The sequence below is a fragment of the Caulobacter sp. AVps18 genome, assembly GCF_058681425.1.
Map to the genome: position 1 here is coordinate 4,443,990 of NZ_CM178737.1, position 25,684 is coordinate 4,469,673.

Annotated in this window: 26 protein-coding genes and 1 pseudogene; 15 read left to right on the forward strand and 12 right to left on the reverse strand. The window is 67.1% G+C overall.

All coding sequences use genetic code 11. The features are described 5' to 3' along the window. Positions 1 to 42: 42 nt before the first annotated feature. A complete protein-coding gene (locus ACW179_RS20220; RefSeq protein ID WP_492061473.1) occupies positions 43 to 597 on the forward strand; it encodes a sigma-70 family RNA polymerase sigma factor in 555 nt (184 codons plus the stop codon). Further along, positions 594 to 1,319 (forward strand): anti-sigma factor, encoded by a 726-nt coding sequence (locus ACW179_RS20225; RefSeq protein ID WP_492061475.1) that lies wholly within the window; start codon positions 594 to 596, stop codon positions 1,317 to 1,319. The genes ACW179_RS20220 and ACW179_RS20225 overlap by 4 nt, the downstream gene beginning before the upstream one ends. Here the strand turns inward: ACW179_RS20225 and ACW179_RS20230 are convergent. Beyond that, positions 1,316 to 1,873 (reverse strand): demethoxyubiquinone hydroxylase family protein, encoded by a 558-nt coding sequence (locus ACW179_RS20230; protein WP_492061477.1) that lies wholly within the window; start codon positions 1,871 to 1,873, stop codon positions 1,316 to 1,318. The two genes, ACW179_RS20225 and ACW179_RS20230, sit on opposite strands and share 4 nt — an antisense overlap. Before the next feature lie 252 nt (positions 1,874 to 2,125). Between ACW179_RS20230 and ACW179_RS20235 the strand changes: the two are divergent. The 6 genes and pseudogenes from ACW179_RS20235 to ACW179_RS20260 all read left to right on the forward strand — a co-directional run. After that, positions 2,126 to 3,364: pseudogene (locus ACW179_RS20235) on the forward strand (allantoate amidohydrolase); the annotation flags it as partial. A 145-nt stretch (positions 3,365 to 3,509) separates the two neighbouring features. After that, the gene (locus tag ACW179_RS20240; protein ID WP_492061479.1) at positions 3,510 to 4,730 is read left to right on the forward strand and encodes a pyridoxal-phosphate-dependent aminotransferase family protein; all 1,221 of its coding nucleotides are present in this window, start codon (positions 3,510 to 3,512) and stop codon (positions 4,728 to 4,730) included. Positions 4,731 to 4,851: 121 nt separating this feature from the next. Next, positions 4,852 to 5,769 (forward strand): allantoinase PuuE, encoded by a 918-nt coding sequence (gene puuE, locus ACW179_RS20245; protein WP_492061480.1) that lies wholly within the window; start codon positions 4,852 to 4,854, stop codon positions 5,767 to 5,769. A gap of 163 nt (positions 5,770 to 5,932) precedes the next feature. Next, the gene (uraD, locus tag ACW179_RS20250) at positions 5,933 to 6,457 is read left to right on the forward strand and encodes a 2-oxo-4-hydroxy-4-carboxy-5-ureidoimidazoline decarboxylase (protein ID WP_492061483.1); all 525 of its coding nucleotides are present in this window, start codon (positions 5,933 to 5,935) and stop codon (positions 6,455 to 6,457) included. Next, on the forward strand, positions 6,457 to 7,644 hold the full coding sequence (locus tag ACW179_RS20255) for a urate hydroxylase PuuD (protein WP_492061485.1): 1,188 nt from the start codon (positions 6,457 to 6,459) through the stop codon (positions 7,642 to 7,644). The genes uraD and ACW179_RS20255 overlap by 1 nt, the downstream gene beginning before the upstream one ends. Next, complete coding sequence (locus ACW179_RS20260) at positions 7,641 to 8,330, forward strand: TetR/AcrR family transcriptional regulator (protein WP_492061487.1); 690 nt, start codon at positions 7,641 to 7,643, stop codon at positions 8,328 to 8,330. Before ACW179_RS20255 ends, ACW179_RS20260 begins: the two co-directional genes overlap by 4 nt. On the opposite strand, the gene ACW179_RS20265 is transcribed toward ACW179_RS20260, so the two are convergent. Then, positions 8,327 to 9,028 (reverse strand): YceI family protein, encoded by a 702-nt coding sequence (locus ACW179_RS20265; protein WP_492061489.1) that lies wholly within the window; start codon positions 9,026 to 9,028, stop codon positions 8,327 to 8,329. The genes ACW179_RS20260 and ACW179_RS20265 overlap by 4 nt on opposite strands. A gap of 94 nt (positions 9,029 to 9,122) precedes the next feature. Continuing rightward, a complete protein-coding gene (locus ACW179_RS20270) occupies positions 9,123 to 10,076 on the reverse strand; it encodes an acetamidase/formamidase family protein (protein WP_492061491.1) in 954 nt (317 codons plus the stop codon). 232 nt (positions 10,077 to 10,308) lie between these two features. Here ACW179_RS20270 and ACW179_RS20275 point away from each other — a divergent pair, with 232 nt between their 5' ends. From ACW179_RS20275 to ACW179_RS20300, 6 genes are all read left to right on the forward strand, one after another. Next, complete coding sequence (locus ACW179_RS20275) at positions 10,309 to 10,527, forward strand: hypothetical protein (protein ID WP_492061493.1); 219 nt, start codon at positions 10,309 to 10,311, stop codon at positions 10,525 to 10,527. Then, entirely contained in the window at positions 10,524 to 11,918 is a 1,395-nt protein-coding gene (locus ACW179_RS20280; RefSeq protein ID WP_492061495.1) for an AtzE family amidohydrolase, read from the forward strand. The genes ACW179_RS20275 and ACW179_RS20280 overlap by 4 nt, the downstream gene beginning before the upstream one ends. Next, the gene (gene hpxZ, locus ACW179_RS20285) at positions 11,915 to 12,331 is read left to right on the forward strand and encodes an oxalurate catabolism protein HpxZ (protein ID WP_492061497.1); all 417 of its coding nucleotides are present in this window, start codon (positions 11,915 to 11,917) and stop codon (positions 12,329 to 12,331) included. The genes ACW179_RS20280 and hpxZ overlap by 4 nt, the downstream gene beginning before the upstream one ends. A gap of 9 nt (positions 12,332 to 12,340) precedes the next feature. Next, positions 12,341 to 13,315 (forward strand): nucleoside hydrolase, encoded by a 975-nt coding sequence (locus tag ACW179_RS20290; protein WP_492061499.1) that lies wholly within the window; start codon positions 12,341 to 12,343, stop codon positions 13,313 to 13,315. Between the two features lie 59 nt (positions 13,316 to 13,374). Next, positions 13,375 to 14,088 carry a RadC family protein gene (gene radC, locus ACW179_RS20295; protein WP_492061501.1) on the forward strand — a complete coding sequence of 238 codons (714 nt, stop codon included), beginning with the start codon at positions 13,375 to 13,377 and terminating at the stop codon, positions 14,086 to 14,088. An 88-nt stretch (positions 14,089 to 14,176) separates the two neighbouring features. Next, positions 14,177 to 15,430, forward strand: coding sequence for a dipeptidase (locus ACW179_RS20300; protein ID WP_492061504.1), 1,254 nt, complete (start codon positions 14,177 to 14,179; stop codon positions 15,428 to 15,430). 216 nt (positions 15,431 to 15,646) lie between these two features. Here ACW179_RS20300 and msrQ read toward each other — a convergent pair whose 3' ends face one another. From msrQ to ACW179_RS20340, 8 genes are all read right to left on the reverse strand, one after another. Then, positions 15,647 to 16,270, reverse strand: coding sequence for a protein-methionine-sulfoxide reductase heme-binding subunit MsrQ (gene msrQ, locus ACW179_RS20305; RefSeq protein WP_492061507.1), 624 nt, complete (start codon positions 16,268 to 16,270; stop codon positions 15,647 to 15,649). Beyond that, positions 16,270 to 17,190 (reverse strand): protein-methionine-sulfoxide reductase catalytic subunit MsrP, encoded by a 921-nt coding sequence (msrP, locus tag ACW179_RS20310; protein ID WP_492061512.1) that lies wholly within the window; start codon positions 17,188 to 17,190, stop codon positions 16,270 to 16,272. Before msrP ends, msrQ begins: the two co-directional genes overlap by 1 nt. A 73-nt stretch (positions 17,191 to 17,263) precedes the next feature. Then, positions 17,264 to 17,749, reverse strand: coding sequence for a periplasmic heavy metal sensor (locus ACW179_RS20315; protein ID WP_492061516.1), 486 nt, complete (start codon positions 17,747 to 17,749; stop codon positions 17,264 to 17,266). Continuing rightward, a complete protein-coding gene (locus ACW179_RS20320; RefSeq protein WP_492061518.1) occupies positions 17,746 to 18,186 on the reverse strand; it encodes a hypothetical protein in 441 nt (146 codons plus the stop codon). Before ACW179_RS20320 ends, ACW179_RS20315 begins: the two co-directional genes overlap by 4 nt. Positions 18,187 to 18,199: 13 nt before the next feature. Then, positions 18,200 to 18,760 (reverse strand): RNA polymerase sigma factor, encoded by a 561-nt coding sequence (locus ACW179_RS20325; RefSeq protein ID WP_492061521.1) that lies wholly within the window; start codon positions 18,758 to 18,760, stop codon positions 18,200 to 18,202. Positions 18,761 to 18,790: 30 nt separating this feature from the next. Next, positions 18,791 to 19,201 (reverse strand): EF-hand domain-containing protein, encoded by a 411-nt coding sequence (locus tag ACW179_RS20330; protein ID WP_492061525.1) that lies wholly within the window; start codon positions 19,199 to 19,201, stop codon positions 18,791 to 18,793. A gap of 111 nt (positions 19,202 to 19,312) precedes the next feature. Beyond that, positions 19,313 to 20,383 carry a DUF5694 domain-containing protein gene (locus ACW179_RS20335; RefSeq protein WP_492061527.1) on the reverse strand — a complete coding sequence of 357 codons (1,071 nt, stop codon included), beginning with the start codon at positions 20,381 to 20,383 and terminating at the stop codon, positions 19,313 to 19,315. 135 nt (positions 20,384 to 20,518) lie between these two features. After that, complete coding sequence (locus ACW179_RS20340; RefSeq protein WP_492061531.1) at positions 20,519 to 23,401, reverse strand: bifunctional [glutamine synthetase] adenylyltransferase/[glutamine synthetase]-adenylyl-L-tyrosine phosphorylase; 2,883 nt, start codon at positions 23,399 to 23,401, stop codon at positions 20,519 to 20,521. Positions 23,402 to 23,514: 113 nt separating this feature from the next. Here ACW179_RS20340 and ACW179_RS20345 point away from each other — a divergent pair, with 113 nt between their 5' ends. After that, positions 23,515 to 24,408, forward strand: a complete 894-nt coding sequence (locus tag ACW179_RS20345; protein WP_492061535.1) for a M56 family metallopeptidase — start codon at positions 23,515 to 23,517, stop codon at positions 24,406 to 24,408. On the opposite strand, the gene ACW179_RS20350 is transcribed toward ACW179_RS20345, so the two are convergent. Further along, the gene (locus ACW179_RS20350) at positions 24,378 to 25,595 is read right to left on the reverse strand and encodes an FAD-dependent oxidoreductase (protein ID WP_492061537.1); all 1,218 of its coding nucleotides are present in this window, start codon (positions 25,593 to 25,595) and stop codon (positions 24,378 to 24,380) included. The two genes, ACW179_RS20345 and ACW179_RS20350, sit on opposite strands and share 31 nt — an antisense overlap. Positions 25,596 to 25,684 lie beyond the last annotated feature (89 nt).

The following is a 25,684-nucleotide window of genomic DNA, read 5'->3' on the forward strand; positions in this document are numbered from 1 at the left end:
ATGCCACCGTCCGTGACATTGCACCGCAGGAACGACCGATAGATGGATGCCGATACCAGTCGAGCCTTGCTTTCGCGGGCGATTGCCCGCGTCGCCAACCGCGATTCCGACGCCCTGAAATATGTGTATCGCCACACGTCCGCGAAACTGTTTGGCGTCTGCCTCCGTATCTTGAACGACCGCGAGGAGGCGGAAGACGTGCTTCAGGATGTGTATCTCAGCGTCTGGAACAAGGCCGACCGCTTTGATCCCGAAAAGGCCAGCCCGATCACCTGGCTGGTCAGCATGGCTCGCAACCGGTCGATCGATAAGCTGCGCGCGCGTGGCGGGCGGGTGATGGCCGGCGTCGACGAGGCCGAATCCCTGCCCGACGCCTCTCCCCTCGCTTCTGCCCTGGTCGAGGCCGACGAGGATCGCCTGCGCCTCAATGGCTGCCTGGATCAGCTCGACCCCAAGCACGCCAGCGCGGTCCGCACCGCCTTTTTCGAAGGCGTTACCTATGACGCCCTGGCCCAGATGATCGGCGTGCCGCTGGGCACCATGAAGAGCTGGATTCGCCGTAGCCTGCTCAGCCTTCGCGCGTGTCTCGAAGCATGACCGACGTTGAAACCCCGATGGGCGATGACGACCGCCCCTTCGCCGGCGAATATGTGCTGGGCGTCCTCGACGCCGACGAACGTGCCGAGGCGCGTCGTCGCATGTCTGCCGAGCCCGCCTTCGCTCGCGCTGTGCAGTGGTGGGAAAATCACCTGACGCCGCTGGCGACAGACATCCAGGGCGTCGACCCCTCTGCCGGCCTGTGGCCGCGCATCGCCGGCCTGATCGGCGATCCAGTCCGCCCGACGCTCTGGAACAACGCCCGGGTATGGCGCGGCGTGTCCGTTGGTGCGCTCGCCCTGGCCGCCGCCAGCGTCGCGACGCTGGTGCTGACGCCGCGCGCACCGACTGCACCCGCCGTCGCACCGGCCTCCGCCCCGGCTGCTGCCGAAGTCGCCTTGATCAAGGACCCCGGCACGGACCAGGCCGCCCTCGTCGCGACTCTGGACCATGCCAGCGGTACGCTGATCCTGACGCCGGTCGCCATGAAGATGCCCGCCGGTCGCGAGCCCGAACTGTGGATCATCCCCGAAGGCCAGAAGGCCATCTCGCTGGGCATGCTGCCCACGGATGGACCCAAGGCCATACCCTTGCCCAAGGACCTGAAGGGCGCGGGCGTCTACACCGCGCTGCTGGCCGTGACCGACGAACCGCCCGGCGGTGCCCCCACCGGCGTCGCGACCGGTTCGGTGCGCGCGGCCGGGAAGTTTGCCAAGGCTTAAGCGACTACAGCGATCTCCTGCGCGAGACGCCGAGAATCGCCCCGCGTCGATAACCAGATCAGGCTTTCGGTCGCGGCGGCGATCACCACGCGCAACGCGCGGGTGAGTAGGTTGTCGTCCCCCATCGCCTTGGCGGCAAAGGCCATGTGGGCCATTTCCTGCTGCTGAATCTCGCGAATTGTATTCGACATTTCAGGGTCTGCGTCGCCGAGCCATGCCAGTTGCTCGTCCAGGTGACGATGCACTGTTCGCTCCACCGCTTCAGTGCAGACGAGGATCGCCTTGCGACCAAGCAGACCCGTCAACCCACCAAGAACCATACCGCCGACCGACCATATCCACATCAGTCGGCAGGGCTTGGCCGCGCGATCCGGCATCAGGGCGCGAAAGCGCACGAGATGCTCTCGCTCATGTGCCAGTGTTCCTTTCAGGAACGGGAGCAGGTCGGGCGCCCACAGTTTGGCCATGGCGATCTGAGCGCGATAAATCCTGATGGCACCGTGCTCGCCACCATGGTTCACTCTCAGAATTCTCGCGGGGATCGTACGATTCACGCCATGTGCCCTTGGGATGCAAGCACACCTACCATCCAAGCTTCCGCCAGCAAGCGTTTCGCGCTCTGCCCTCGCATCCGCTAAGTAAGTGGTTTATGACTTATTCGCAGGCACCGGCCGCAAGGTCTGGCGCCTGTCGAGGCATCGGCGGGTGATCGAGATCCCCATCGGTCTTGGGCCGCGCGGCTGAAACCAGCCTGCGCTACCAAGGACGCCACGGCAAGCCTAGCCGAGGATCGGAGCCAGGACGGGGTGACGGGGGACTTCAAGATCGGCGAAAGGGCCAAGGCGCGCTGCGACCTGCTGGGGTGCGTCCCCTTTAGCGAGGTCGAAGGCCAGCTGACGCGTCGCTTCCTGACCCCTGCCCACAATGCCGCCCTGCAAACCCTGACCCAGTGGATGACGGCGGCCGGCATGACCGCATGCCGCGACGCCGCCGGTAGTCTGATCGGCCGCTATGAGGGCGAGACGCCCGATGCCCCGGCCCTGCTGATCGGCTCGCACATCGACAGCGTCCGTAACGGCGGGCGCTATGACGGTCCGCTGGGGATCATTCTGGGCATCGACCTGGTGGAGGCCTTGCGCGATGCCGGACGCCGCCTGCCCTTCGCCATCGAGGTGATCGCGTTCGGCGACGAGGAGGGCTCGCGCTTCGCGGCCTCGATGAGCTGCAGCCGCGCCATCGCCGGGACTCTGGCCCCTTCGGCGGTGCTCGACATGCGCGACGCTGACGGGGTGCGCCTGGCCGATGCGTTCACGGCTTTCGGGCTCGACCCGAGCAAGATCACTGACGCTGCCCGCAATCCGTCAGATGCCATCGCTTTCCTGGAAGCCCACATCGAACAAGGTCCCGTCCTCGAAGCCGAGGGCCTGGCCCTGGGCGTCGTCACCGCCATCGCGGCCCAGAAGAGGCTGATGGTGCGCATCACCGGCATGGCCGGCCACGCCGGCACCACGCCGATGAACCTGCGCAAGGACCCCGGCCCCGCCGCCGCCGAGTGCATCCTGGCCCTGGAGCGGATCTGCGCGGCCGGAACCGACAATCTGGTCGGCACGGTCGGCCGCATGACCGCCCTGCCCGGCGCGTTCAACGTCATCCCGGGCGCGGTCGAATATTCGATGGATATCCGCGCCGAGACCTCAACCACGCGCGACGCGGCGGTCGAGGCTGTCACGGCCGAGATCCACGCCATCGCCGCCCGGCGTGGCCTGACGGCGTCCGTCACCCTGATGCAGGCGCTTTCCGAAAGCCCCTGCGATCCCGGCCTCACCGCCCTGCTGGAAGCGGCCGTCGCCGATCTGGGCCTGCCGCCGCGCCGGCTGCCCTCGGGCGCGGGTCACGACGCCATGGTGATGGCCGACCTGTGCCCCACCGCCATGCTGTTCATCCGCTGCGAGGGCGGGATCAGCCACAACCCGGCCGAGTCGGTCACGCAGGCCGATTGCGCCCTCGCGGCGCGGGCGATGCTGGGGTTCGTGGACAAACTCTCAGATCAGTTTTCCCAGCAAATTTCCTTGTCATCCCGGCCGGAGCGCGCCAGCGCGGAGTGCCGGGACCCAGGGGCCGCGCGCGCCGCCCCTGGGTCCCGGATCGCCCCTTCGGGTCGTCCGGGATGACAAACTTATGGATCGTGACATGAGCACCTTCGGCGAACTCGACCACCCGCCCCGCCTGCTGATGGGCCCCGGCCCGATCAACGTGCACCCGCGCGTGCTGCGCGCCATGTCGGTGCAACTTCTCGGTCAATTTGATCCGGAATTCACCGGCTATATGAACGAGACCATGGCGCTCTACCGCCAGGTCTTCCAGACCCAGAACCGCTGGACCTTCCTGATCGACGGCACCTCGCGCGCGGGCATCGAAGCGGCCTTGGTCTCGGTGCTGGCGCCGGGCGACGACGTGGTGGTGGTCAATGCCGGCCGCTTTGGCCTGCTGCTGTCCGAGATCGCCGAGCGCTGCGACGCCCGCGTAACCACCGTCGAGGGCGAGTGGGGCAAGGTGATAGACCCCCAAGCGGTCGAGGACGCCGTGGCCCGGGTCAAGCCCCGTCTGGTGGCCTGTGTGCATGGCGACACCTCCACCACCATGGCCCAGCCGATCGAGGCCATCGGCGAGATCTGCCGCCGCCACGACGCCCTGCTCTATGTCGACGCCACCGCCACCCTGGCCGGCATGAGCTGCCCGGTCGATCAGTGGCAGGCCGATATCGTCACCGCCGGCCTGCAGAAGTGCCTGGGCGGCCCCTCGGGCTCGGCCCCAATCACGATCAGCGACCGCGCCGCCGAGCACATCGCCGGCCGCAAGCATGTGGAGCGCGGCATCGCCACGGCGGGCGCCGTCAGCGGCCATGGCCGCCGCATCGCCTCCAACTATTTCGATCTGGCGATGATCATGGACTACTGGTCCGACAAGCGCCTGAACCACCACACCGAAGCGGCCAGCATGCTGTACGCCGCTCGCGAATGTGCCCGCGTGGCGCTGGAGGAAGGCCTGGACGCCCGCTTCGCGCGCCACGCTTCGGCCGGTGCCGCTGTGGTCGCCGGGGTCGAGGCGATGGGTCTTCAGGTCTACGGCGACCAGGCCCACAAGATGACCAACGTCACTGGCATCTGGATCCCGGACGGCGTCGACGGCGACCGCGTGCGGGCTCGCATGCGCACCGAGTTCGAAATCGAGATCGGCACGGCTTTCGGACCGCTGACCGGCAAGATCTGGCGGATCGGGGCGATGGGGGTCAATGCGCGCAAGCACGCGGTGCTGACCACCCTGGCGGCGCTGGAGGCGGTGCTGCGGTGGGAAGGCTTCTCGGCGACGCCGGGCGCTGGAGTCGATGCGGCGGCGAAGGTGTTTTCGTGAGAACCGCTGCGCTGCCCCCTCCGGCCCTCCGGGCCACCTCCCCCAGAGGGGGAGGATCTGCCACCCAGCTGCTCCCCCTCTGGGGGACCTGTCGCGGAGCGACTGAGGGGGCCTGCTCGGCATGACCGGCTATCCGAGAGACCTCATCGGCTACGGCGCCACCCCGCCCCACGCCCAATGGCCGGGCGGCGCCCGCATCGCCGTACAGTTCGTCCTCAACTACGAAGAGGGCGCCGAGCGCTCGATCCTGCATGGCGACCCCGTCTCCGAGTTCTTCCTGTCGGAGATGGTCGGGGCCCAGCCCATCGAGGGCATGCGCAACATGTCGATGGAGAGCCTCTACGAATACGGCTCGCGGGCCGGGTTCTGGCGCATCCGCCGGCTGTTCGACGACCTGGGCCTGCCCCTGACCGTGTTCGGCGTCGCCCAGGCGATGGAGCGCCATCCTGACGCGGTCGAGGCGATGATGCAGTCCGGCTGGGAGATCGCCAGCCACGGCTATCGCTGGATCGACTACCAGCATTTCTCGCCCGACCAGGAACTGGAGCACATCGGCAAGGCCATCGAAATCCAGACCCGCCTGACCGGCCAGCGGCCGCTGGGCTGGTATCAGGGCCGCACCAGCCCCAACACCGCCCGGCTGATCAGCGAGGAAGGCGGCTTTCTCTACGACGCCGACAGCTATGCCGACGACCTGCCCTATTACGACGACCAGCATGGCCGCCCGCAGCTGATCGTGCCCTACACGCTGGAGGCCAACGACATGCGCTTCACGGCGGCCCAGGGCTTCAACACCGGCGAGCACTTCTTCACCTATCTGCGCGACGCCTTCGACGCCCTTTATGCCGAGGGCGAGACGGCGCCGAAGATGATGAGCATCGGTCTGCACTGCCGCGTGGTCGGCAAGCCCGGACGCATCCTGGGTCTTAAGCGGTTCCTTGAGCACGTCATGGCCCATGACAGGGTCTGGGTGGCGCGGCGGATCGACATCGCGCGGCACTGGCTGGCGACGCATCCGTATGGAGGGAGCCTGAAATGAGCGCTTCCCATATTTCCCCGTCATCCCGGGGCTTGTCCCCGGGACCCATGGTTCAGCTGATCGGTGGTTGCGAAATGATCCCCGCCCTTGCGGCGGACGAATGGGTCCCGGGGACAAGCCCCGGGATGACGGAGATTATTGTCGGTCCTTCGGGAGCTAACGCATGAGCTCAGCCCCGCCCCTTTCGCTGAAAACCCTCAACAGCATGAACCAGACCGGTTTCACCACCGCCCTGGGGTTCGCTTTCGAGCTTTCGCCCTGGGTGGTTGAACGCGCCTGGGGCGAGCGCCCGTTCACCAGTGTCGAGCAGATGCACGCTGCCATGATGGCCGTGCTCGAAGCCTCCTCCACCGCCGACAAGCTGACCCTGATCCGCGCTCACCCCGAACTGGCCGGCAAGGCCGCCATCGCCAAGACCCTGACGGCCGAGAGCAATGCCGAACAGGCCAGCGCCGGCCTCGACCGGCTGACGCCGGACGAGTTCGAGCGCTTCCACCAGCTCAACGCCGCCTATGCCGAACGCTTCGGTTTTCCGTTCATCATCGCCGTGCGGCTGAACGACAAGACCTCAATCCTGGCGGCCATGCAGGCCCGGCTGAACCACGACGAGGCCCGGGAGATCGCCGAAGCGATGACCCAGATCGGCCATATCTCCCGACTACGCCTTCTCGACTCGGTGAGCGCCTGATGGACTATGATTTCGCCGCCTGGGCCAGCCTGGGCCTTCGCTGGCTGCACGTGATCACCGGCGTCGCCTGGATCGGCGCGTCGTTCTATTTTGTCTGGCTGGACAACAATCTGCGCGAGCCCGATCCGCCCAAAGAGGGCGTGAAGGGCGAGCTGTGGGCCGTCCACGGCGGCGGCTTCTACCACTCACAGAAGTACATGACGGCCCCGCCGCATATGCCCGACCACCTGCACTGGTTCAAATGGGAGGCCTACACCACCTGGCTGTCGGGCTTTGCCCTGCTGATCGTGCTCTATTACGTGGGCGCGCCGGTCTATCTGATCGACAGCGCCAAGCACGCGTTCAGCCAGGGCGGCGCCATCGCCACCGGCCTGGCCTTCATCTTCGGCGGTCTGCTGGTCTATGAGGCCCTGTGCCGCTCGCCGCTGGGCGCCCACCCACGCCTGTTCGGGATCGTGTGGTTCCTGAGCCTGACAGCGGCGACTTACGTCCTGACCCAGATCTTCACCGACCGGGGCGCCTTCATCCATGTGGGCGCGATCATCGGCACCTGCATGGTCGGCAACGTGTTCCTGATCATCATCCCCAACCAGCGCAGGATCGTCGCCGACATGCTAGCCGGCCGCCCGGTCGATCCGCGCCTGGGGGCCATGGGCAAGCAGCGGTCGGTGCACAACACCCACATGACCCTGCCGGTCATCTTCATCATGATCAGCAACCACGCGCCGATGGTCAGCGGCCATCCGCTGGCCTGGCTGTTGCTGGCCCTGATCAGCGCGGCGGGCGTGTCGATCCGCTACTTCTTCATCCTCAAGCACCACGGGACCATCCGGCACGACTTCCTGTTCTACGGCGCCATGCTGTTCTTTGCCGTCAGTGTGATCGCCAGCAGCAAGCCCAAGGCCGATGAAGCCGCCCTGTCGCCCGTGCCCTTCGCAACCGCCCAGGCCATTGTCGACAAGCACTGCGTCACATGTCACAGCCCGGAGCCGACCCATAAAGGCTTCAACGCCCCGCCCAACGGCGCGGTTTTCAATACGCCCGAACACATCCAGAAGTACGCCGCCCGGATTGACGAACGGGCGGTGGCCACCACCAGCATGCCGCTGGGCAACGAGACCGGCATGACCGATGACGAACGCGCCCAGCTGGGTGCCTGGATCAAGCAGGGAGCCAAGATTCCGTGACCGAAGCCGCCGTCCTGGACTCCCCTGAAACCGTGCCCGGCGACGCCCCCGCGCCGCGCAGGCGCGACGCCGAACGCACCCGCAAAGCGATCATGGCCGCCGCCCTCAAGGAGTTCTCGCAGGCTGGCTTCGCCGGGGCCCGCATCGAGCGGATCGTCAAGGCCGCCAAGTGCAATATCCGCATGCTCTATCACTATTTCGGCGACAAGAAGGGCCTGTACCTGGCGGTGCTGGAGGCGGCCTATGTCGACCTGCGGGCCCGCGAGGCCGAGTTGAAGATCGACTTCGACAAGCCTCTGGAAGGCCTGCTGGAACTCCAGCGCTTCACCTTCGACTATTTCGAGAAGAACCCGAAGTTCGAGGGCCTGCTGCGCAACGAGAACCTGATGCAGGGCAAGTTCGTCTCGCAATCGCGGATGGTGACCGAGACCGCCTTCCCCCTGCGCCGGACCATTGAACGCCTGATCGACAGCGGCCAGCGCCAGGGGCTGTTCGGTCCCAATCTCGATCCCGTGCAGCTGTATGTGACCATTGCTGCCCTCAGCCGCTTTCACCTGGCCAACGGCTATTCACTGTCAGTGACCCTGGACACCGACATGGGCACAACCGAGTGGCGAAAGGCCAGGCTGGTCCATGCCCTGGCCCTGCTGGAGGGTTATCTGACCGCCGGGGCCCACAAGGCCTAACGCACAGCTGGCGCGGGGGAACTGGCCGCCAGGGGCGGGCCGCTGAACTCGGCTTCGATGGAGACATTCACTGCGTCGCTGACTCCCATCGTCGTGCCCGGTGCCGGCACGCCGAAGGCGATCCCGAAGTCAGAGCGGTTGAAGACACCCTTGGCCGAGAAGCCGATGCGGGCATTGGGGTCCATCGGGTGGCCTGTGTAGCCGCCGTTAAAGACGACATCCAACGCCACCGGCCTGGTCACGCCATGCAGGGTGAAATCGCCCGTGACCTTGGCCGTATTGGCGCCGGTGACCTCGACCTTGGTCGATTTGAAAGTGATGGCCGGATACTGGGCTGCGTCCAGCCACTGCGGTCCGGTCAGCTCGTCCCTGAATCCCTTAGGCGGACTGGGCAGCGACAGCGATCGGGGATTGATCGTGGCTTCCAGCGTGGTCGCTTCGGGCTTGGCCGGATCAAAATTCAGCCTGGCGTCGAAGTCGGTGAAGCTGGCGGTGTAGTGCGAAAAGCCCAGGTGGTTGACCGTGAAGACCAGGCTCGCGTGGGTCTTGTCCAGCGTATAGGCGCCGCCCGGCACGGTCACGGCAGGCGCGGCGGCCTTGGCAGCTGCAGCCGGCGGCGGTTCGGACCTGGTTTCTGCGGGCTTGGGCGAGCAGGCGGCGAGGGCCAACAGGGCACCGACGGCGAGCATCTTCTTCATGGCGTGGCCCTCTACGACGCGTTGTTAAACCGAGCTTTGGTGAGCAGTCGATCCGCCAGAGACGCAGAGGTCAACTGCGGGCCGGCATCGCCGCCTAGAAAAGCACACCCTTCTCCAGCATGCCATGCACGCCCTTCTCGCCGTTGACGGTCTGGGTCACCCGGAAATCCACAGCCAGCGAGCAGAACTGATAGGCCTGGATGCGGGTCAGGCTGCTGCGGGCGGTGATGAAGTCGATCATGCCGCGCAGGGCCTGCTTCATAGCCAGGTCGAGGTCTTCGTTGAAGCCCATGATGATGAAGTGGGTGGGGGTCTCCGCGCGGGGCCATTGGGCGATGCCGGCATCGGCGACCTTGTGCAGGATGAAGCTGAAGGTCCCGGTCAGACCCATCTCCAGGGCGTTGACACAGACCTCGCCGTCGCCTTGCCGGCCATGGCCGTCGCCGGCTGAGAAATTGGCGCCCGGAACCCAGACCGGCAGGAACAGGGTCGCGCCGGCGCCCAGCTCCTTGTTGTCCATATTGCCACCATGCTCGCGCGGTTCGCGGCTGGAGAGGCGGCCATATTTCGCGGGCGGAGCAACGCCCATGGTGCCGAAAAACGGCTTCAGCGGCAGGGTCGGCCCCCAGCTGGGCTTGCAGGTCCCGGCCGCACGGTCCACCGCGATGTGGCTGACATAGCGGTCGGGAAAGTCTTCCGGGATCGTTCCCGCCAGCGGCCGCACAGCGCAGTAGCCCCAGTCGTTATTGGGCTCGACCGCCTCGATCCGCACCTCGAGCGTGTCGCCGGGCTCCGCGCCCGCGATGGCCACGGGACCGGTCAGGATGTGCGGTCCGATCCGTTCGGGCTTGCTGTCGTGGATGGCCTGCAACGCCGGCGGGATGACCAAACCGCTCTCGGGTCCCGGCATCACCTCGACCCCGCCCGACACGCACTCGAACGTCACGCTGTCGCCCGAGACCACGGTGAGCACCGGATCAAAGGCCGCGTCGAACATCCCAAAGCGGATCGTCTCAGGCGTGGAAGCCAGGTGGTGGTGCGTCATCAAGTAAGCCTTCTATTACAAGGCTACTTCGACGCCGTTTGCGGCCTATTCCCAAGATCGCCGGCGCACCGGTTTGACGATAGAAGCAAGGTGCCTGCCCCGTGGGCGTTTTGCGGCCCAAGTGTCCGCCGGACGGGCGGCCGCCTGGCACATCCCGCCAAAGCGGCACCGCACTAGCCTAGCCCCGCGACACGGGTATATGAATAAAATTCTTACTTATGGAGACCGCCCCACGATGGCGATCGACGCGGCGACCAAGGCCTTTCTCGACCTCACCGACGGCGATATCGCCGCCTGGGCCCAGGCCCGCGCGGCGGCCATCGACCTGACCCTGCCCGAAGCCACCCTGGCGGCAGTGCACGAGAACCTGAGCTTGCTACGCACCCAGACGGCCCTGTTCGTCGCCGCCCTGGGCGAGCACGCGGCCGAGACGGCCCCGGCGTTCGAGCCATGAGCTTTCCCGGTGCCCTCCAGATCGCCGCCGCCGTTCGGGCCGGCCAGACCACCGCCCGGGCAGAGACCACAGCCGCCCTCGCACGGATCGCGCAGCACAACCCCGCCCTGAACGCCTTCACCGCCACACTGTCCGAACGCGCCCTGGCCCATGCCGACGCGGTCGACGCCAGGATCGTCGCCGGCCAAGCCGTCGGGCCTCTGGCGGGCGTGCCCTTCGCGGTCAAGAACCTGTTCGACATCGCGGGCCTGCCCACCCTGGCCGGGTCGAAGATCCGGCGCGACGCAACGCCGCCCTCGCACGATGCTACGCTCATCCAACGGCTGGAGGCGGCCGGTGCCATACTGGTGGGCGCGCTGAACATGGACGAGTTCGCCTATGGCTTCGTCACCGAGAACGCCCATGACGGCCCGACCCATAACCCGCATGACCTGAGCCGCATCGCCGGCGGGTCTTCTGGCGGCTCTGCGGCTGCCGTGGCGGGCGGGCTGGTTCCCCTGAGCCTCGGGTCAGACACCAACGGCTCGATCCGGATCCCCGCCAGCCTGTGCGGGATCTTCGGCCTCAAGCCCACCTATGGCCGCCTGTCACGCCAGGGCGTGTTTCCGTTCGTCGAGAGCCTGGACCATGCCGGCGCCTTCGCGCGCTCCGTCGAAGACCTGGCCCTGGCTTATGACCTGATGCAGGGCCCCGATGCCGGCGGCGACGTGATCTGTGTCCGCGCCGCTGAGCCGGTGGCCGACAGGATCTCAGACCTGGCCGACCAGCCCTTGAGGGTGGGCGTACTGGGCGGCTGGTTTGCGCAAGGCGCTTTTCCCGAGGTGCTGGAGGCGCTGGATCTGGTGGCCCGGGCGCTGGACGCCAGGGACCGGGTGATCCTGCCCGGTGCCCAGGCCGCCCGCGCCGCCGCCTTCTGCCTGACCCCTGTCGAGGCGGGCGAGCTGCATCTGGCTGACCTGAAAAGTTCGGCGATGGACTATGACCCCGCCGTCCGCGACCGCCTGCTGGCCGGGGCTCTGCTGCCGCATGGCGTGGCCCAGGCCGCCCAGCGCTATCGCACGATCTTCCGCGACGAGGTGCGCCGGGCGTTTCAGAGTTTCGACATCCTGCTGGCCCCGGCCTCGGTCTGCCCTGCCCCCGGCATCGGCCAGACGACGATGGAGATGGGCGGCCAGCAGGTCTCGGTCCGCAAGAACCTGGGCGCCTTCACCCAGCCGATCAGCTATATCGGCCTGCCCGCCCTGGCCGCGCCGGTGAACCGTCCGGGCCAGCTGCCGATCGGCGTCCAGATCATCGCCCCGGCCTGGCGCGAGGACCTGGCCCTGGCCGCCGGGCTGAAACTGCAACGCCTGGGCGTCGTCGCCGCCCATGCTCCGGAAGGCTTGCAATGATCCTGAACGATCCGGCCGTGCTGGCGCAGGTGACCGCCGCTGTCGACGCCTATGAGACGGCGCTGATGGACAATGATGTCGAGGCTCTCGACGGCGCGTTCTGGGACTCGCCCCATACGGTGCGCCTGGGTGTGACGGAAAACCTGTACGGCTTCGCCGAGATTGCCGCCTTCCGGCTCGGCCGGGCCGGCGGCTCTCCGCCGCGCGCGCGGCTGCGCACCGAAATCACCACCTTTGGCGATGACTTCGCCATCGCCCATGTCGAGTTCCAGCGCGAGGGGTCCGACAGGATCGGCCGCCAGAGCCAGACCTGGATCCGCACCCCGCAGGGCTGGAAGGTTGCTTCCGCCCATGTCTCATTGAAGCAGGCCGGCGCCGACCAGCGTCTCGCCCTGCCGACCGAAAACCGCTAGAGCCGCCCCATGACCAACCCGACCAAGATCATCTTCGACACAGATCCCGGCATCGACGACGCCATGGCCCTGCTGTTCATTGAGGCCAGCCCGGCCCTGGACCTGATCGCGGTGACGACCATCTTCGGCAATGCCGATATCGAGACCACGACCCGCAACGCGCTGTATCTGAAGCAGCGCTTCGGCCTGACCGCGCCGGTCTTCAAGGGAACCGACAAGCCCCTGACCCGGCCGCGCAACCCCTCGCCCACCTTCGTGCACGGTGAGAACGGACTGGGCGACGTGGAGCTAACGGGCCTTGTCCCGGCCCAGCCCGAGGCCAAGCCGGCCCATCAGGCGATCATCGACCTGGCCCGTCAGTATCCGGGCGAAGTGGTGCTGTGCGCCGTTGGCCCGCTGACCAATCTGGCCCTGGCCCTGCAGGCGGATCCAGAGGTGGCGAGCCTGCTCAAGTCCGTCGTCATCATGGGCGGTGCCTTCGGCCTGGCCGGCAAGCCCGGCAATGTGACGCCGGTGGCTGAAGCCAATATCTGGAACGATCCCGAGGCGGCCGACCAGGTGTTCACCGCGCCCTGGCCCCTGACCGCCATCAGCCTGGACGTGACCACCCAGGTGGTGATGTCGCCGGCCTATATGGAGACCCTGGCGGACGCGGCCGGCGACGCCGGCGTGTTCCTGAACGAGATCTCCAAGCCCTATGCGGCCTTTTACGGCAGCCGGGACGGCATCACCGGCTGCTGCGTCCATGACGCCGCCGCCGTGGCCTTCGTGATCGATCCGTCGCTGTTCACCCTGAGGCGCGGCTCGGTGCGGGTGCTGACAGAGGGCATCGCCCTGGGCCAAACCTGCCTGAAGGCCGAAGGCGAACTGTTTGGCCCCTCGGCCTGGGACGACCAGCCGATCCAGGCGGTGAGCATCGGCGTCGATGAGGCGCGCCTGCTCAAGCTCTATGCCGAGACGATGCAGGCGGCCGCTGCAGGCTGAGCCCTCTCGACAACCTGAAGAGGTTAGGGCCAGATACTCGCCTCGGAATCGGGGGCGAAATGGTCAGCGCAAGATCACTGGGCGTGTCCGACGCAGCGCCGGCCCGCCATCAGCTTGGCCACCGCGAGCGCCTGCGCGAGCGGGCCAAGGCGGGGGGCCTTGTGGCCCTGCCCGACTATGAGCTGCTGGAGCTCTATCTGTTCCGCACCTTTGCGCGAGGCGACGTCAAACCGCTGGCCAAGGCTCTGATGACGCGGTTCGGTTCGTTCGGTGCCGTCATCAGCGCCTCCATCGAAGAGCTCAAGACCGTGCCGGGTGTCGGCGAGAGCGCGGCCATCGACCTCAAGCTGCTGCACGAGGCGGCGATGCGGGCCGGTCGCGACAAGATCGCCAAGCGGCCTGTGATCTCGTCGTGGAGCGCCCTGCTGTCCTATGTCCGCGTCGCTCTGGCCAATGAGCCGCGCGAACAGTTCCGGGTGCTGTTTCTGGACAAGAAGAACCAGCTGATCGCCGACGAGATCATGAACCGCGGCACGGTCGATCACGCGCCCGTCTATCCGCGCGAGGTGATGCGCCGGGCGCTGGAACTGTCCAGCAGCAGCATCATCCTGCTGCACAACCATCCCAGCGGTGATCCCACCCCCTCGCGCCCCGATATCGACATGACCAAGCAGATCGTCGAGGCCGGCCGGGCGCTGAAGATCAGCGTTCACGACCATCTGGTGGTGGGACGCGACGGGGTGGCCAGCTTCAAGGCGCTGGGGCTGTTCTGATCGGCTGCGGGCGCGCTGCGCCTTGACGCCTCAGGCGCGATCCGCAAGCGTGCCTGTTCCAGTCCGCGTTCATTCTCCCGGAGCCTCGATGCCCAATCGCCTGCTGACCGCCCTTCTGGGCTCCGCTGCCCTTCTGGTCGCCGTTCCGGCCCTGGCCCAGACGCCGGCCAAGTCGACCAAGCCCGCTGCCGTTTCAAAGGCCGACAAGGCCGCGCACGACAAGGTCCTGACCCTCGACACCCACCTGGACACCCCAACCCACTTCGCGCGGCCCGGCTGGAGCATGGTGGATCGCCATGAGGTCGAGCATGACTTCAGCCAGGTCGACCTTCCCCGCATGAACGAAGGTGGCCTCGATGGCGGGTTCTTCGTCGTCTATATCGGCCAGGGCGAGCTGAGCGCCGACGGCTACAAATACGCCCGCAACTACGCCCTGCATCGCGCGATCGAGATCCGCGAGATGCTGGCCGCCCACCCCGACACGTTCGAACTGGCCCTGACGGCTGCCGACGCGGTGCGGATCAACAAGGCGGGCAAGAAGTTTGCCTTCATCAGCATGGAAAACAGCTGGCCCCTGGGCGAGGACCTGACCCTGCTGGAAACCTTCCAGAAGGAAGGCCTGCGGATGGCCGGCCCAGTTCACTTCCGCAACAACCAGCTGGGTGACAGCTCCACCGACCCCAAGGGCAAGATCTGGAACGGCTATTCGCCGCTGGGCCTGCGCTGGATCGCGGAGGCCAACCGCCTGGGCGTTGTCATCGATGTCAGCCATGCCAGCGACGATGTGGTTGATCAGTCGGTTGCCCTGTCCAAGACCCCGATCATCGCCTCGCACTCCGGCCCCAAGGCGATCTACGATCATCCGCGCAATCTTGACGACGCCCGCATCAAGAAGATCGCCGACGCCGGCGGGGCGATCTGCATCAACTCGATCTACCTGATCGACACGACGCCCAGCCCCGAACGCAAGGCCGCGCTGGAGGCCCTGGGTCGCGGCCCCGACCTGAAGACGGCTACGCCCGAGGTGGTCAAGGCCTATGCCGACAAACGCGCGGCCATCGACAAGGCTCACCCCGCTGTGCGCGGCGACTTCGACCTCTTCATGAAGAGCATGCTGCATGTGCTGAAAGTGGCCGGTCCCAAGGGCGTCTGCGTTGGCGCCGACTGGGATGGCGGTGGCGGCATGGACGGGTTCGAGGACATCACCGACCTGCCCAAGATCACCGCCCGCCTGAAAGCCGAGGGCTATAGCGACGCCGATATCGAGGCGATCTGGAGCGGAAACGTTCTGCGCATCCTGGCGGCCGCAGATGCCTATGCGCAGGGCGTGGCGAAGAAGTAGCTAAGGCCACTCGCCCCCTCCGCGCCTGCGGCGCCCCTCCCCCGGAGGGGGAAGACGAGGCCATCTTCCCCCTCCGGGGGAGGGGCGCCGCAGGCGCGGAGGGGGCCAGTGACTAGAGCGTTAGTCAGCGAAGTGGATACCGGTTCGCCGCCGAAATAGCGCGCCAAAACAAGAATCTAGAGCAAACGACATGATTCAATCATGGCGACCTTTGCTCTAGGTCCGACGACGAACCTTGTCCCAGACCCGCCAGCCCATCAGCACCGCAAAGATCGCCGCATAGACCAGCGGCGGTCGGTGGTCGGCCTTGACCAGCAAGTAGTAGTGGGCCACGCCCAGCGGCGCGATCAGGTAGATCAGCCAGTGCAGGCGCTGCCACGCTGCGCGGCCCATGCGGATGATCCAGCCGTTGGTCGAGGTCACCGCCAGAGGGATCAGCAGCACGAAGGCACCCATGCCCAGGGTGATGAAAGGCCGCTTGAGGATGTCCTTCCAGAGCTGATTGAAGTCGAAGAACAGATCGACCCCGACATAGCTGAACAGGTGCAGCACGATGTAGGCGAAGGCGAACAGGCCCACGGTGCGGCGGAAACGTACTAGACGCGGTGCCTTGAATATCCGCGCCAGCGGCGTGATCGCCAGGCCGACCAACAGCAGCCGCAGACCCCAGACACCCAGCTGGCGGATCAGTTTCTCGATGGGATTGGCACCCAGATCACCGTTGAACCCCTGCCAGGCCAACCAGGCCAGAGGCGCAAAACAGGCCAGCCAGACCAGGGCATAGACCAGGTTGTCCCGGGCCTTTGAGGGGCGCTTCTTCGCCGCCTTGATCGCCACCATCAGAAGTTCTTCTTCAGGTCCATGCCGCGATAAAGATCGGCGACATACTGGCCATAGCCGTTGAACGGTAGGGTCTCGCGGCGGCGGAACTCGCCGATGCGGCGCTCGCTGGCCTGCGACCAGCGGGGATGGTCCACGGCCGGATTGACGTTGGAATAGAAGCCGTATTCGCGCGGCGCTGAAACGTTCCAGGCCGTGCGCGGCTGCTTGTCGGTGAGGGTGATCCGCACGATCGACTTGATGCCCTTGAAGCCATACTTCCAGGGCACCACCAGCCGCAGCGGCGCGCCGTTCTGGTTGGGCAGGGTTTCGCCATATAGGCCCACGGCCATCAGAGTCAGGGGGTGGGTGGCTTCGTCGATCCGCAGGCCCTCGCGATAGGGCCAGTCCAGCGTGTTCCAGGCCTGGCCGGGCATTTCGGACGGCCGCATCAGGGTCTCGAACGCCACGAACTTCGCCTTGGAGGTCGGCTTGACCGAGGCGATCAGGTCCTTCAGCGGAAATCCGACCCAGGGGATGACCATCGACCAGCCCTCGACGCAGCGCATGCGGTAGATGCGCTCTTCCAGCTTGTTGGCCTTGATCAGGTCTTCGATGCCGACCGTGCGGGGGGCTTCGCATTCGCCGTCGATGCGCACGGTCCAGGGTCGGGTCTTCATCCGGCCGGCGTTCTGCGCCGGATCGCCCTTGTCGAGGCCGAACTCATAGAAGTTGTTGTAGCTGGTGATGTCGTCCTTGGGGGTGGGCGCTTCCGTGGTCGAAAAGCCCTTGGAAAAGCTCAGCGGCGCGGCGCCGGCCGCACCCGCAATGCCCGCCAGGCCCAGCCCCGCCGCACCGCCGATAAACTCGCGCCGCCGCAGGTAGAGGTCGTGGCCGGTGACCTCGTTCTCGGTCAGGTCGGGGCGTTGGCGGATCAGCATGGCGGGCTCCGGTGTCGATGCACTGTCCTAGATACGGAGCAACACGCCGTTTGGTTACATCCAAATCCGCAAATCAGCGTCGGGGCGGTCTTTCAGGTCCTCGAGCGGCCTGCAGGCGCACGAGGCCTTCTGCCAGCGCCGCGCGCTCTTCCGGCGGCAGGGTGGCGGCATAGGCCACGATCGCGTCATCGACGCGCCCGCGCGTCTGACGGTCCAGGTCGCGGGCGGCCGCCAGCCGGCGCGAGGCCGAAGCTGCGTCGAAAGGTTCGTCCGCCAGGCTCTGCCACACCGCCCGCCGCTCGGAGCGCGCCAGCCCCGCAGGCTCGCGGTTGGCCAGGTTGGCCCGACGAACCGCCTGCCTCAGCCCCTGACGATGCTCGACCGTCAGACCCCGCCCGGCGGTCCACATGGGCGAGCGGCCCGTCAGGGCACCGACCACCGGATACTCGGCCTTGATCCGGTGGCGGATGAAGGCAGCCCCGGCGATGCCGCCGACCAGAAACAGGTTCAGGGCTCCAGAGATGATCAGGGCGATGGTCAGGGCGCGGGTCGTGGTCATGACGCAGCGGGCTCCTCAAGACTTTCGGTCGTTTCGGCGTCCCCAACGGAGGCGGCGATCAGGGCGTCGGCGCTCAGGTCGTCACGATCATGTGTGCCCAGCACGACCCCGGCCGTGACGCCCGCCATGGCCGCGACGCCCAGGCCCAGGGCCGCGCCCAGGGCGGCGACCCAGCGGCGGACAGAGGTGACCGGTCGCGGCGCGGCGGCGATCAGGCGGCCCAGCAAGGCCGCATCGACGGATCCGGCGGGTGCCTGGTCCATCAGACGATCCAGCGCGGCCGCCGCCTGCAGAATATGGCCAAGCCCCTGTGGATCCGCCGCCAGCAGCGCCCGCGCGGCTTCACGCAGCCCCTCGGGCCAGCGCCCGATATCGCCGCCATAGGTGTCCGCCAGTTCGGCAAACCGTTCAGCGGTAAGGGTTTCGTCGGCGGTCATTTCGGCGTCTCCGTCATCCGTCCGCGCGTGCAAGGTCGGCCAGCGCCGCCCTCAGCGCCCGCCTGCCGCGCCCCAGCAGGCTTTCCAGCGCCTCGACGCTGATCTCCATCAGGCCTGCCGCTTCGATATTGCCCAGACCCTGGTGATGGCACAGCACGATCGCCTCGCGCTGACGGGCGGGCAAGGCCGCCAGGGCCGCTTCGACCCGTTGCGAGACCTCGCGCCCCAGCACCCCGGCATCGGGGCGAGGGCCGGGATCGGCCTGCTCGGGGGGCTCGGCCATCACCACGTCGCGCCGCCGTCGCAGCCGGTCGTGACACAGGTTCAGCGCCACCCGGTGCAGCCAGGTATCGAACCGCGCCCCGTCCGGCCGCCAGGACCGCGCCTGCTTCCAGGCTCGCAGGAAGGTTTCCTGCGCCACGTCCTCGGCCTCGCCGGCATCGTTCAGCATGCGGCGCGCCAGGGCCAGGATGCGCGGAAGGCGTCGATCCAGAAGTTGACGGACGGCGACCGGGTCGCCCCGGCCGACATCCGCCAGCAATGCCTCGTCGGGATCGCCCCCCTGCGGCGTCAATCCTCACCTCTTCGCCGCAAACGGCACCGATCAGGCCTTGACCTTCATCCGATCCGCGCCGGCCTTCAACTCCGCTGCGCTCAGGGTGCCGTCCTTGTCGGTGTCCATCCGCTTGAAGCGCTTGGAGAGCAGGCCGTCCATTTCGCTGCGCGACAGGGCGCCGTCCTTGTCCGCATCCAGACGCGACCACATCCGGTCGGCGCGGCGCTGGCGCTTGGCCTTGGCCTGCTCCTCGCGCAGGGTCGCGAACTCGGCGCGCGACAGCTTGCCGTCCTTGTTGGCGTCCAGGACCAGCATCTGGGCCGAGCGGCCCGCCTGGAATTCCGACTGCGTGACCTTGCCGTCGCCATTGGCGTCCAGCTTGGCCCCAGGCTGGCCGGCGGCCAGGGCCGGCGCGGCGATCAGCGTGGCGGTGATCGCGATCAGAGTGTGCTTGAGCATGTGGTGGTCTCCAGAAACCGTCGGACGCCCCGTCCCAGTCACCGTTGAACGACCAAGGCCGCCGATTCCGTCGCAGCCTTCTGCAGGGCTACGGCCAGACTGTCAGCCCGCTCATTTGAGAACCGCAGCAACGTCGACAAGCTCAACTTCATGCATCTGGTTCAGATAGCTGTCAAAGTAAGGCTTGTGCGAAGCCCCAACAACCGAAAGCACTCTCGCGCCCGGCGTCTTCACGAAGGCAGCGCGAATATTGGCCACCATTCTGAGATTTCGCACCTCCCACCATCCTACATACTGACGGCCCCAATATTCCGGTGTCTTGTCCGCCGCAGCTTTGCCGAAATCAGATTTGATCGCGTACATTTGCATTTGTGGCGTGTTGTAGTAGCGGAAAAGGCTCAGCATCGCCGCGGCCGGATCGGCGTCTGACGCGCCGGCGGCCGGCGCGGCGTCTTTCGGGCTGGACCAGATGCGGGTTATCGCCGCTTCAAAGGCCGGATCTTCGCTCTGGACCGCATCCGAGGTGTGGTCGTCTGTGGAATACACGCGCTCCAGACCGCTCCGCGCGGCCAACACCGCAGCGATCTGATAGTTTTCATTGGGAGCTGCCGCGATCTCATTCAGCAGTTTCACGAGGGCCTTATCCAGCCCGTCGCCCACGCGCCGTTCCGCCGGCGGCAACCTCAGCCATTGCACCAGCGCCGAAGCCCTTTCATTGGCCGCCAGAAGCGTGCTGGCCAAACGACGGCGCGCGGCAGGCGTTGGGCTGGCCGGCCATGAGGCCAGCGTCGCCTCGGCCTGGGCATAGGCGGTGGGCACATCAAGACCCGTGGCTTTCTGGGCCAATTCGGTTGAGCGACAATACTGATCCGCAACGCCGGGATAGATCGTCGGATAGCGGCGCAACTGATCGCATTGCATGCCGGACAAGGCTTCGATGGTGATGACGGTCGGCTTGTAGGCGGCCAGCTTGTCTAGCAGCGCACTCATCGAGGCGGGGTCGAATTTCTCCAGATTGCTGAGATGAAGGCTCCCCAGCACCAGAACCTGCGTCTTGGGCCCGGCGACAAGGGGCTTCCAGGATGTGGGATCGAAAACCGGGCTCTGCGCCGCTGCGGGCTGCGCAACCGACAGAGCAAGGGCGGCCGCCAGACCAGCGCCACACGAGAACAGAACCTTCATTTCACACCACCCCTTTCACAAGCTCATCTGCGCTTTCCGATAGCTGACGAGTAGCGTACCCGCCATGCAGAAGCCGTTTAACGTTTGCCACTTTTCAAGCGTCTGCTGATTTGGACGCCGCTGAGCTGCCCTCCCCTATCGGGGCCGCACGATTGCAGCAAAGGCTGCCCGGGCCTCGGTCTTGGCCTTGGCCAGCTTGGGCCTCAACGCCTTGAACTGGCCCACGCCCCCGACCTTGGCCAGAAGGGCCTTGAACGCCTTGGGCTCGGCCTCGGGATCGGTGCCGTCTTCCAGCGCCACCTTGATCAGCTGCGAGAGATCCTGCTCCAGCCGCCAGGCGCTTTCCAGCGCTGCCAGAGAGGTCGCGTCGGCCAGACCGGCGGCGCGCAGGGCGGCCAGGGCCTGCCCGGTGTTCTGGGCCAACGGCCCGCCATCAGCGGCGTGCTTCAGTTGTAGGAACTGGGCGACGAACTCGATATCAACCAGACCGCCAGGAGTCAGCTTCAGGTCCCAGACGCCGTTGCCCGGGCGCTCCTGCTCCATCAGCGCTCGCATTTCCAGGACGTCCAGCGCCGTCCGGGCGGGATCGCGCGCCCGTCGCAGGGCGGCCTCAATGGCGGCCTCGGCCCGCGCCTGGAAGGCTGACGAACTGGCCCAGATCACCCGGGCGCGGGTCATGGCCAGCAGCTCCCAGGTCTCGGCCTCGCGGGCGTAATAGTCCTCGAAGGCGGCGAAACTGACCGCCACCGGCCCCTTGGTGCCCGACGGGCGCAGCTTGAGGTCCACCTCATAGAGGGTGCCCTCCCCGGTCGGCGCCGACAGGGCCGAGGTCAGGCGCTGGGTGAAGCGGGCATAGAAGCTTTCAGCGCCCCAGCCCTTGATCGCCGACATCGAGACCGGGCCTTCGGCGGCATACAGCGTCATCAGGTCCAGGTCCGACTTGGCCGTCATCTCGCGCGAGCCGGCCTTGCCCAAGGCCACCACCGCCACCTCGCCCGGAAAGGCCCCGCCCAGCCGCACCGTCTCGGCCAGGGCGGCCGGGGCCAGGCCGCCGACAATCAGGTCGCCCAGATCAGCGAAGGCGGCGCCGACGTCGCGGGCGTCGGCCGTACCGCTCATCACCCGCACGCCGATGCGAAAGCTCTGGTCGCGGAACAGCCGCCGCGCGGCGTTCATGGCGCCCTCGAAATCGTCCGGGTCCCACGGCGCGACCTCGGGCACCTCCATAGGCCCGAAGAAGGCGGGGTCCAGCAGGGCGTCCAGGGCCGTGGGTCGCCGCGCAAGCGTCGAGGCCAGACGGGGCGCAAAGGCCATGACCTCGACGATCAACTCGAAAAGGCGCGGCTGGGCCAGAAACAGCGACTGGATCTGCACGCCCGAACTCAGGGACGCGAAGAAGTCTGCAAAGCGATTGAAGGCGGTATCCGGCGCGCCCGTGGCGTTGGCGGCGTCCAGCAGGCGCGGTGCCAGCCGGGTGAACAGCTCACGACCCCGCTCGGTGCGGGTGGCGGCGATGTGGCCATGGTGCCAGCCCCGGATCGTGGCGGCCACCCGTTCGGGGCTTGAGAACCCCATGCGCTTGAGCGTCGCCAACGTTTCGGGATCGTCCTCGACGCCGGTGAAGACCAGCGAGCCAAAGCGCGAAGACAGTTCCTCTTCACCCGCGAACAGCTTGCCGTAGCGCTGATTGACGCCCTTGAGGATCTTGCCGACGTCGGCGTCGAACGAGCGCAGATTGCCCTGCCCCCAAAGGGCCGCGACCTTCTTGCGGTCAGTGTCGGACTCGGGAAGCTTGTGGGTCTGATCGTCGGCGATCATCTGGGCCCGGTGCTCCAGCGCGCGCAGGTCGCGATAGGCCTGCGTCAGCCAGACAGCGTCAGCGGGCTTGACGTGGCCTGCGGCGGCCAGGGCGGCCAGGGCGTCCAGGGTGCGGGGTGAGCGCAGGTCGGGCTGGCGTCCGCCCAGGATCAGCTGCTGGGTCTGGACGAAGAACTCGATCTCGCGGATGCCGCCGCGCCCCAGCTTCAGGTCGGCACCCTTGGCGGTCAGGCGGTCATCCACCTTGTAGGTATGGATCTGGCGCTTGATCGAATGGATGTCGGCAATGGCCGCAAAATCCAGGTTTCGCCGCCAGATGAAGGGCTGAAGGTGCGCGAGGAACGCCGCACCCTCGGCCCGGTCACCGGCCGCGATGCGGGCCTTGATATGGGCCGCGCGCTCCCAGTTCTGGCCGACGCTCTCATAGTAGTCGAGGGCCGCATCGATGGGCATGGCCGGCGGGGTCGAGGACGGATCGGGCCGCAGGCGCAGGTCGATGCGGAACACATAGCCGTCGGCCGTGCGCTCCTGAAGAATGCGGCCCAGATGGTTGGCGATGCGCACCGCCACGCCCTGCGGCTCGACCCCTTCGGCCACCGGCAGCTTTTCCGGCGCGTAAAAGATCGAGAAATCGATGTCGCTGGAATAGTTCAGCTCGAAGGCGCCATGCTTGCCCATGGCAATGCAGAACAGGCCCGGCGCAGGTCCGGCCTCGCCCTCACCGATGTGGGTCAAGGCCCCACGCGCCACTTCCAGACGGACGGCCTGGGACAGCGCCACATGCAGCGATATGTCGGCGAAGCGGGTCAGGGCACCGGTCACAGCGTCCAGATCCCAGACCCCGCCCAGGTCGCATAGGGCGGTCAACAGATGCAGGTCGGCCTTCAGCTCGCGCAGGCGGCGCCGGGCGGTCTCGAAATCTGGCTCGGCGCAGATCGCCTCCGCCGTCGCCAGGATCGCCGCCAGCCGCTCAATTGGGTCCGCCTCAAGGATTGAGGGCAAGCGCAGCGCATCGCGTCGCGCCAGTCCAGCCAGATAGGGCGAGGCCGCAAAGACCGGTGCCAGGGCGGGCCAGGCCGCCTCGACGCTGGAGGCTCCAGCCTCGCCCACCTTGCGCAGGATCGCCTCATGGGCCCGCTCGGCGGCCTTGGGATCATGGATCGGGCCACAGGGGGCCAGGTGGTCTAGCAGGCGAGTCATGACCCCACCGTGGCCCGGCGCGATCCAGCGGGCAAGACGCGCGCTTGACGGGTTGTTTTACAGTTGTAACCATTAGGCGTCGGCTCGCGCCGGCGCTGGGGTGGAGCACCAAGATGCTGGCCGAACTGCTCGCCATGACCCTGATCCGCGCCCAGATCGCTGCGGCGGCGGCCGTGGTCCTGGTGTTGCTGCTGCGGGTTCCGGCCAGAGGCCTGTTCGGCGCCCGCATGACCTACGGCCTGTGGGCGATCATCCCGGCGGCCGCCGCAGCCAGCGCCTTTCCCAGCCTGGCCGAAACTCTGGAAGTGGGCGCGCCCGCCGCGCCCCTGGGCAATGGACTGGCCTTAAGACTGCTGTTGCTGTGGGTGGCCGGCGCCGTCGCGGCCTCGGCCGTCTTTGCCTGGCAGGAAAGCGCCTATCGGCGCAGGGCGGCGCGGGGCCGCGCCGGCCCGGCCGTGATGGGCTCGCTCTGGCCCAGGATCGTGCTGCCCGCCGATTTCGCACAGCGCTTCGACGCCCGCGAGCGCGACCTGATCCTGCTGCACGAGCGCACCCACATCCGGCGCGGTGATCCGATCGCCAATCTGGCCATCGTCGCCTGTCGGGTGCTGGGCTGGTGCAATCCCCTGATCCAGATCGCCGCCGGCTTTGCCCGGATCGATCAGGAACTGGCCTGCGACGCCACGGTGATGGCCCTGCGGCGCGGCATCGGCGGTGACTATGCCCGCACCCTGCTCAAGGTGCAGATGGCGGCGCGCACCTCGCCCCTGGCCTGCGGATGGGCCACCCATCCCCTGATCCTGCGCGTCAGCCTTCTTGGCCGGGGCCAGCCGGGACTTCGGCGCGAGATTGCGGGCTTTCTATCCCTGACCGCCCTGGGCGTGGCCAGTTTCATCGCGGTCTGGAGCCTCGCGCCGCGCGGCCTGGACTATTACGATCTGGCCCCGCGCCTGGAGGCCGAGACCACCCGTGCTGCTCAGGCCGAGCCGGGCCTGCCCCGACTATAGAGCCCCGCAATGGTGCCGATGGCCGCCTCGGCTTCGCTGCGGCTGGCCACTTCATTGGCGTCGTCATAGCCCCAGGCCTCGGTCTCGCCGACATATTGCACCACGATCCCGTCACGGCGCGGCAGCACCGAGACGTTCTTGTAATAGAGGCCGTAGTTCACCTCCGGCTGGGGGATCAGCCAGGTGATCTGGCCGCGCACGGGCACCACGGTCTCGTCCTTCCACAGCGCCCGCGCGCCATAGCCGGTGCAGTTGACCACCACCTTCTGCTTCAGCACCGCCAGATCGGTGGGGGTGTGAAAGGTCATGGTTTCGATCCCGCCGCCGGCCAGCAGATAGTCGGTCATCAGCAGGTGGGCATATTCAGCGATATTGAACTGCATCGAGGTTCCGCGTCGCGCATAGGGCGTCGGGAACGGATGGCTGCCCGCCGGCAGATCCATGCCGCGCGGGGTGATATCGCGAACGCGGTCGACATACTCGACGAAGTGCACGCCGTTCGGGTCTGGTGGCGTCACGCGACCCGGTCCGGGCGGCGTGTCAAACAGGCTGTAGCGGTCGGTCCATTCCACAGGATTACCGGCCAGGCCCAGATAGGTCTGGAAGGCCTTGTAGGAGGTGCGGCACATCTCCTCCCACTGGGCCTCGAAGCCCGGCGCGGTGGCTCCGACGGCGGCGATGCGCGAGTCGGGCGACCAGGTGCCGGTGGCCCGGGCCGAGCGGGTATCGGGCGTGCGCTCGCTGGCATAGATGGTGACATTGGCCCCCGCGCGGCGCAGCAGGGTGGCCGTGGTCAGGCCCAGGGCGCCGCAGCCGATCACCGCGATGTCGCGCTCGCCGGTCGACAGAGCGTTCCTGGTGGCGATGGTCCCAGAGCCCCATGACAGCGACCAGCCGCTGCCGCCGTGGCCATAGTTGTGGACCACGGTCTTGTCGCCCACCGTCTCGACGTCCAGGCGCGGTCCAGCCTTCCGGAACGGCCGCAGGCAGACGGTGATCTTCGAGATGCGCTCGGGCTTCATCCGGAACGGTGCCAGGGGCGGTACGAGGTCGAAGGGCGCCAGACCGTTTGGCGCCGGCCGCGCGATCTGGCCCGGCGCGCAACCGGCCACGCCCATCAGGCCCAGACCGCCCAGTCCTGCCAGCAGGCGACGGCGGCTCGCGATCGCGTTGATCTCGAAAGTCATACAGGAACCCAAGCTGTAGCGTACTCCGCCACCTTCGCGCGGGCCGAAGCCCGGTTCGACCCTAAAGGTCGCCACATCCACAGCTAAAG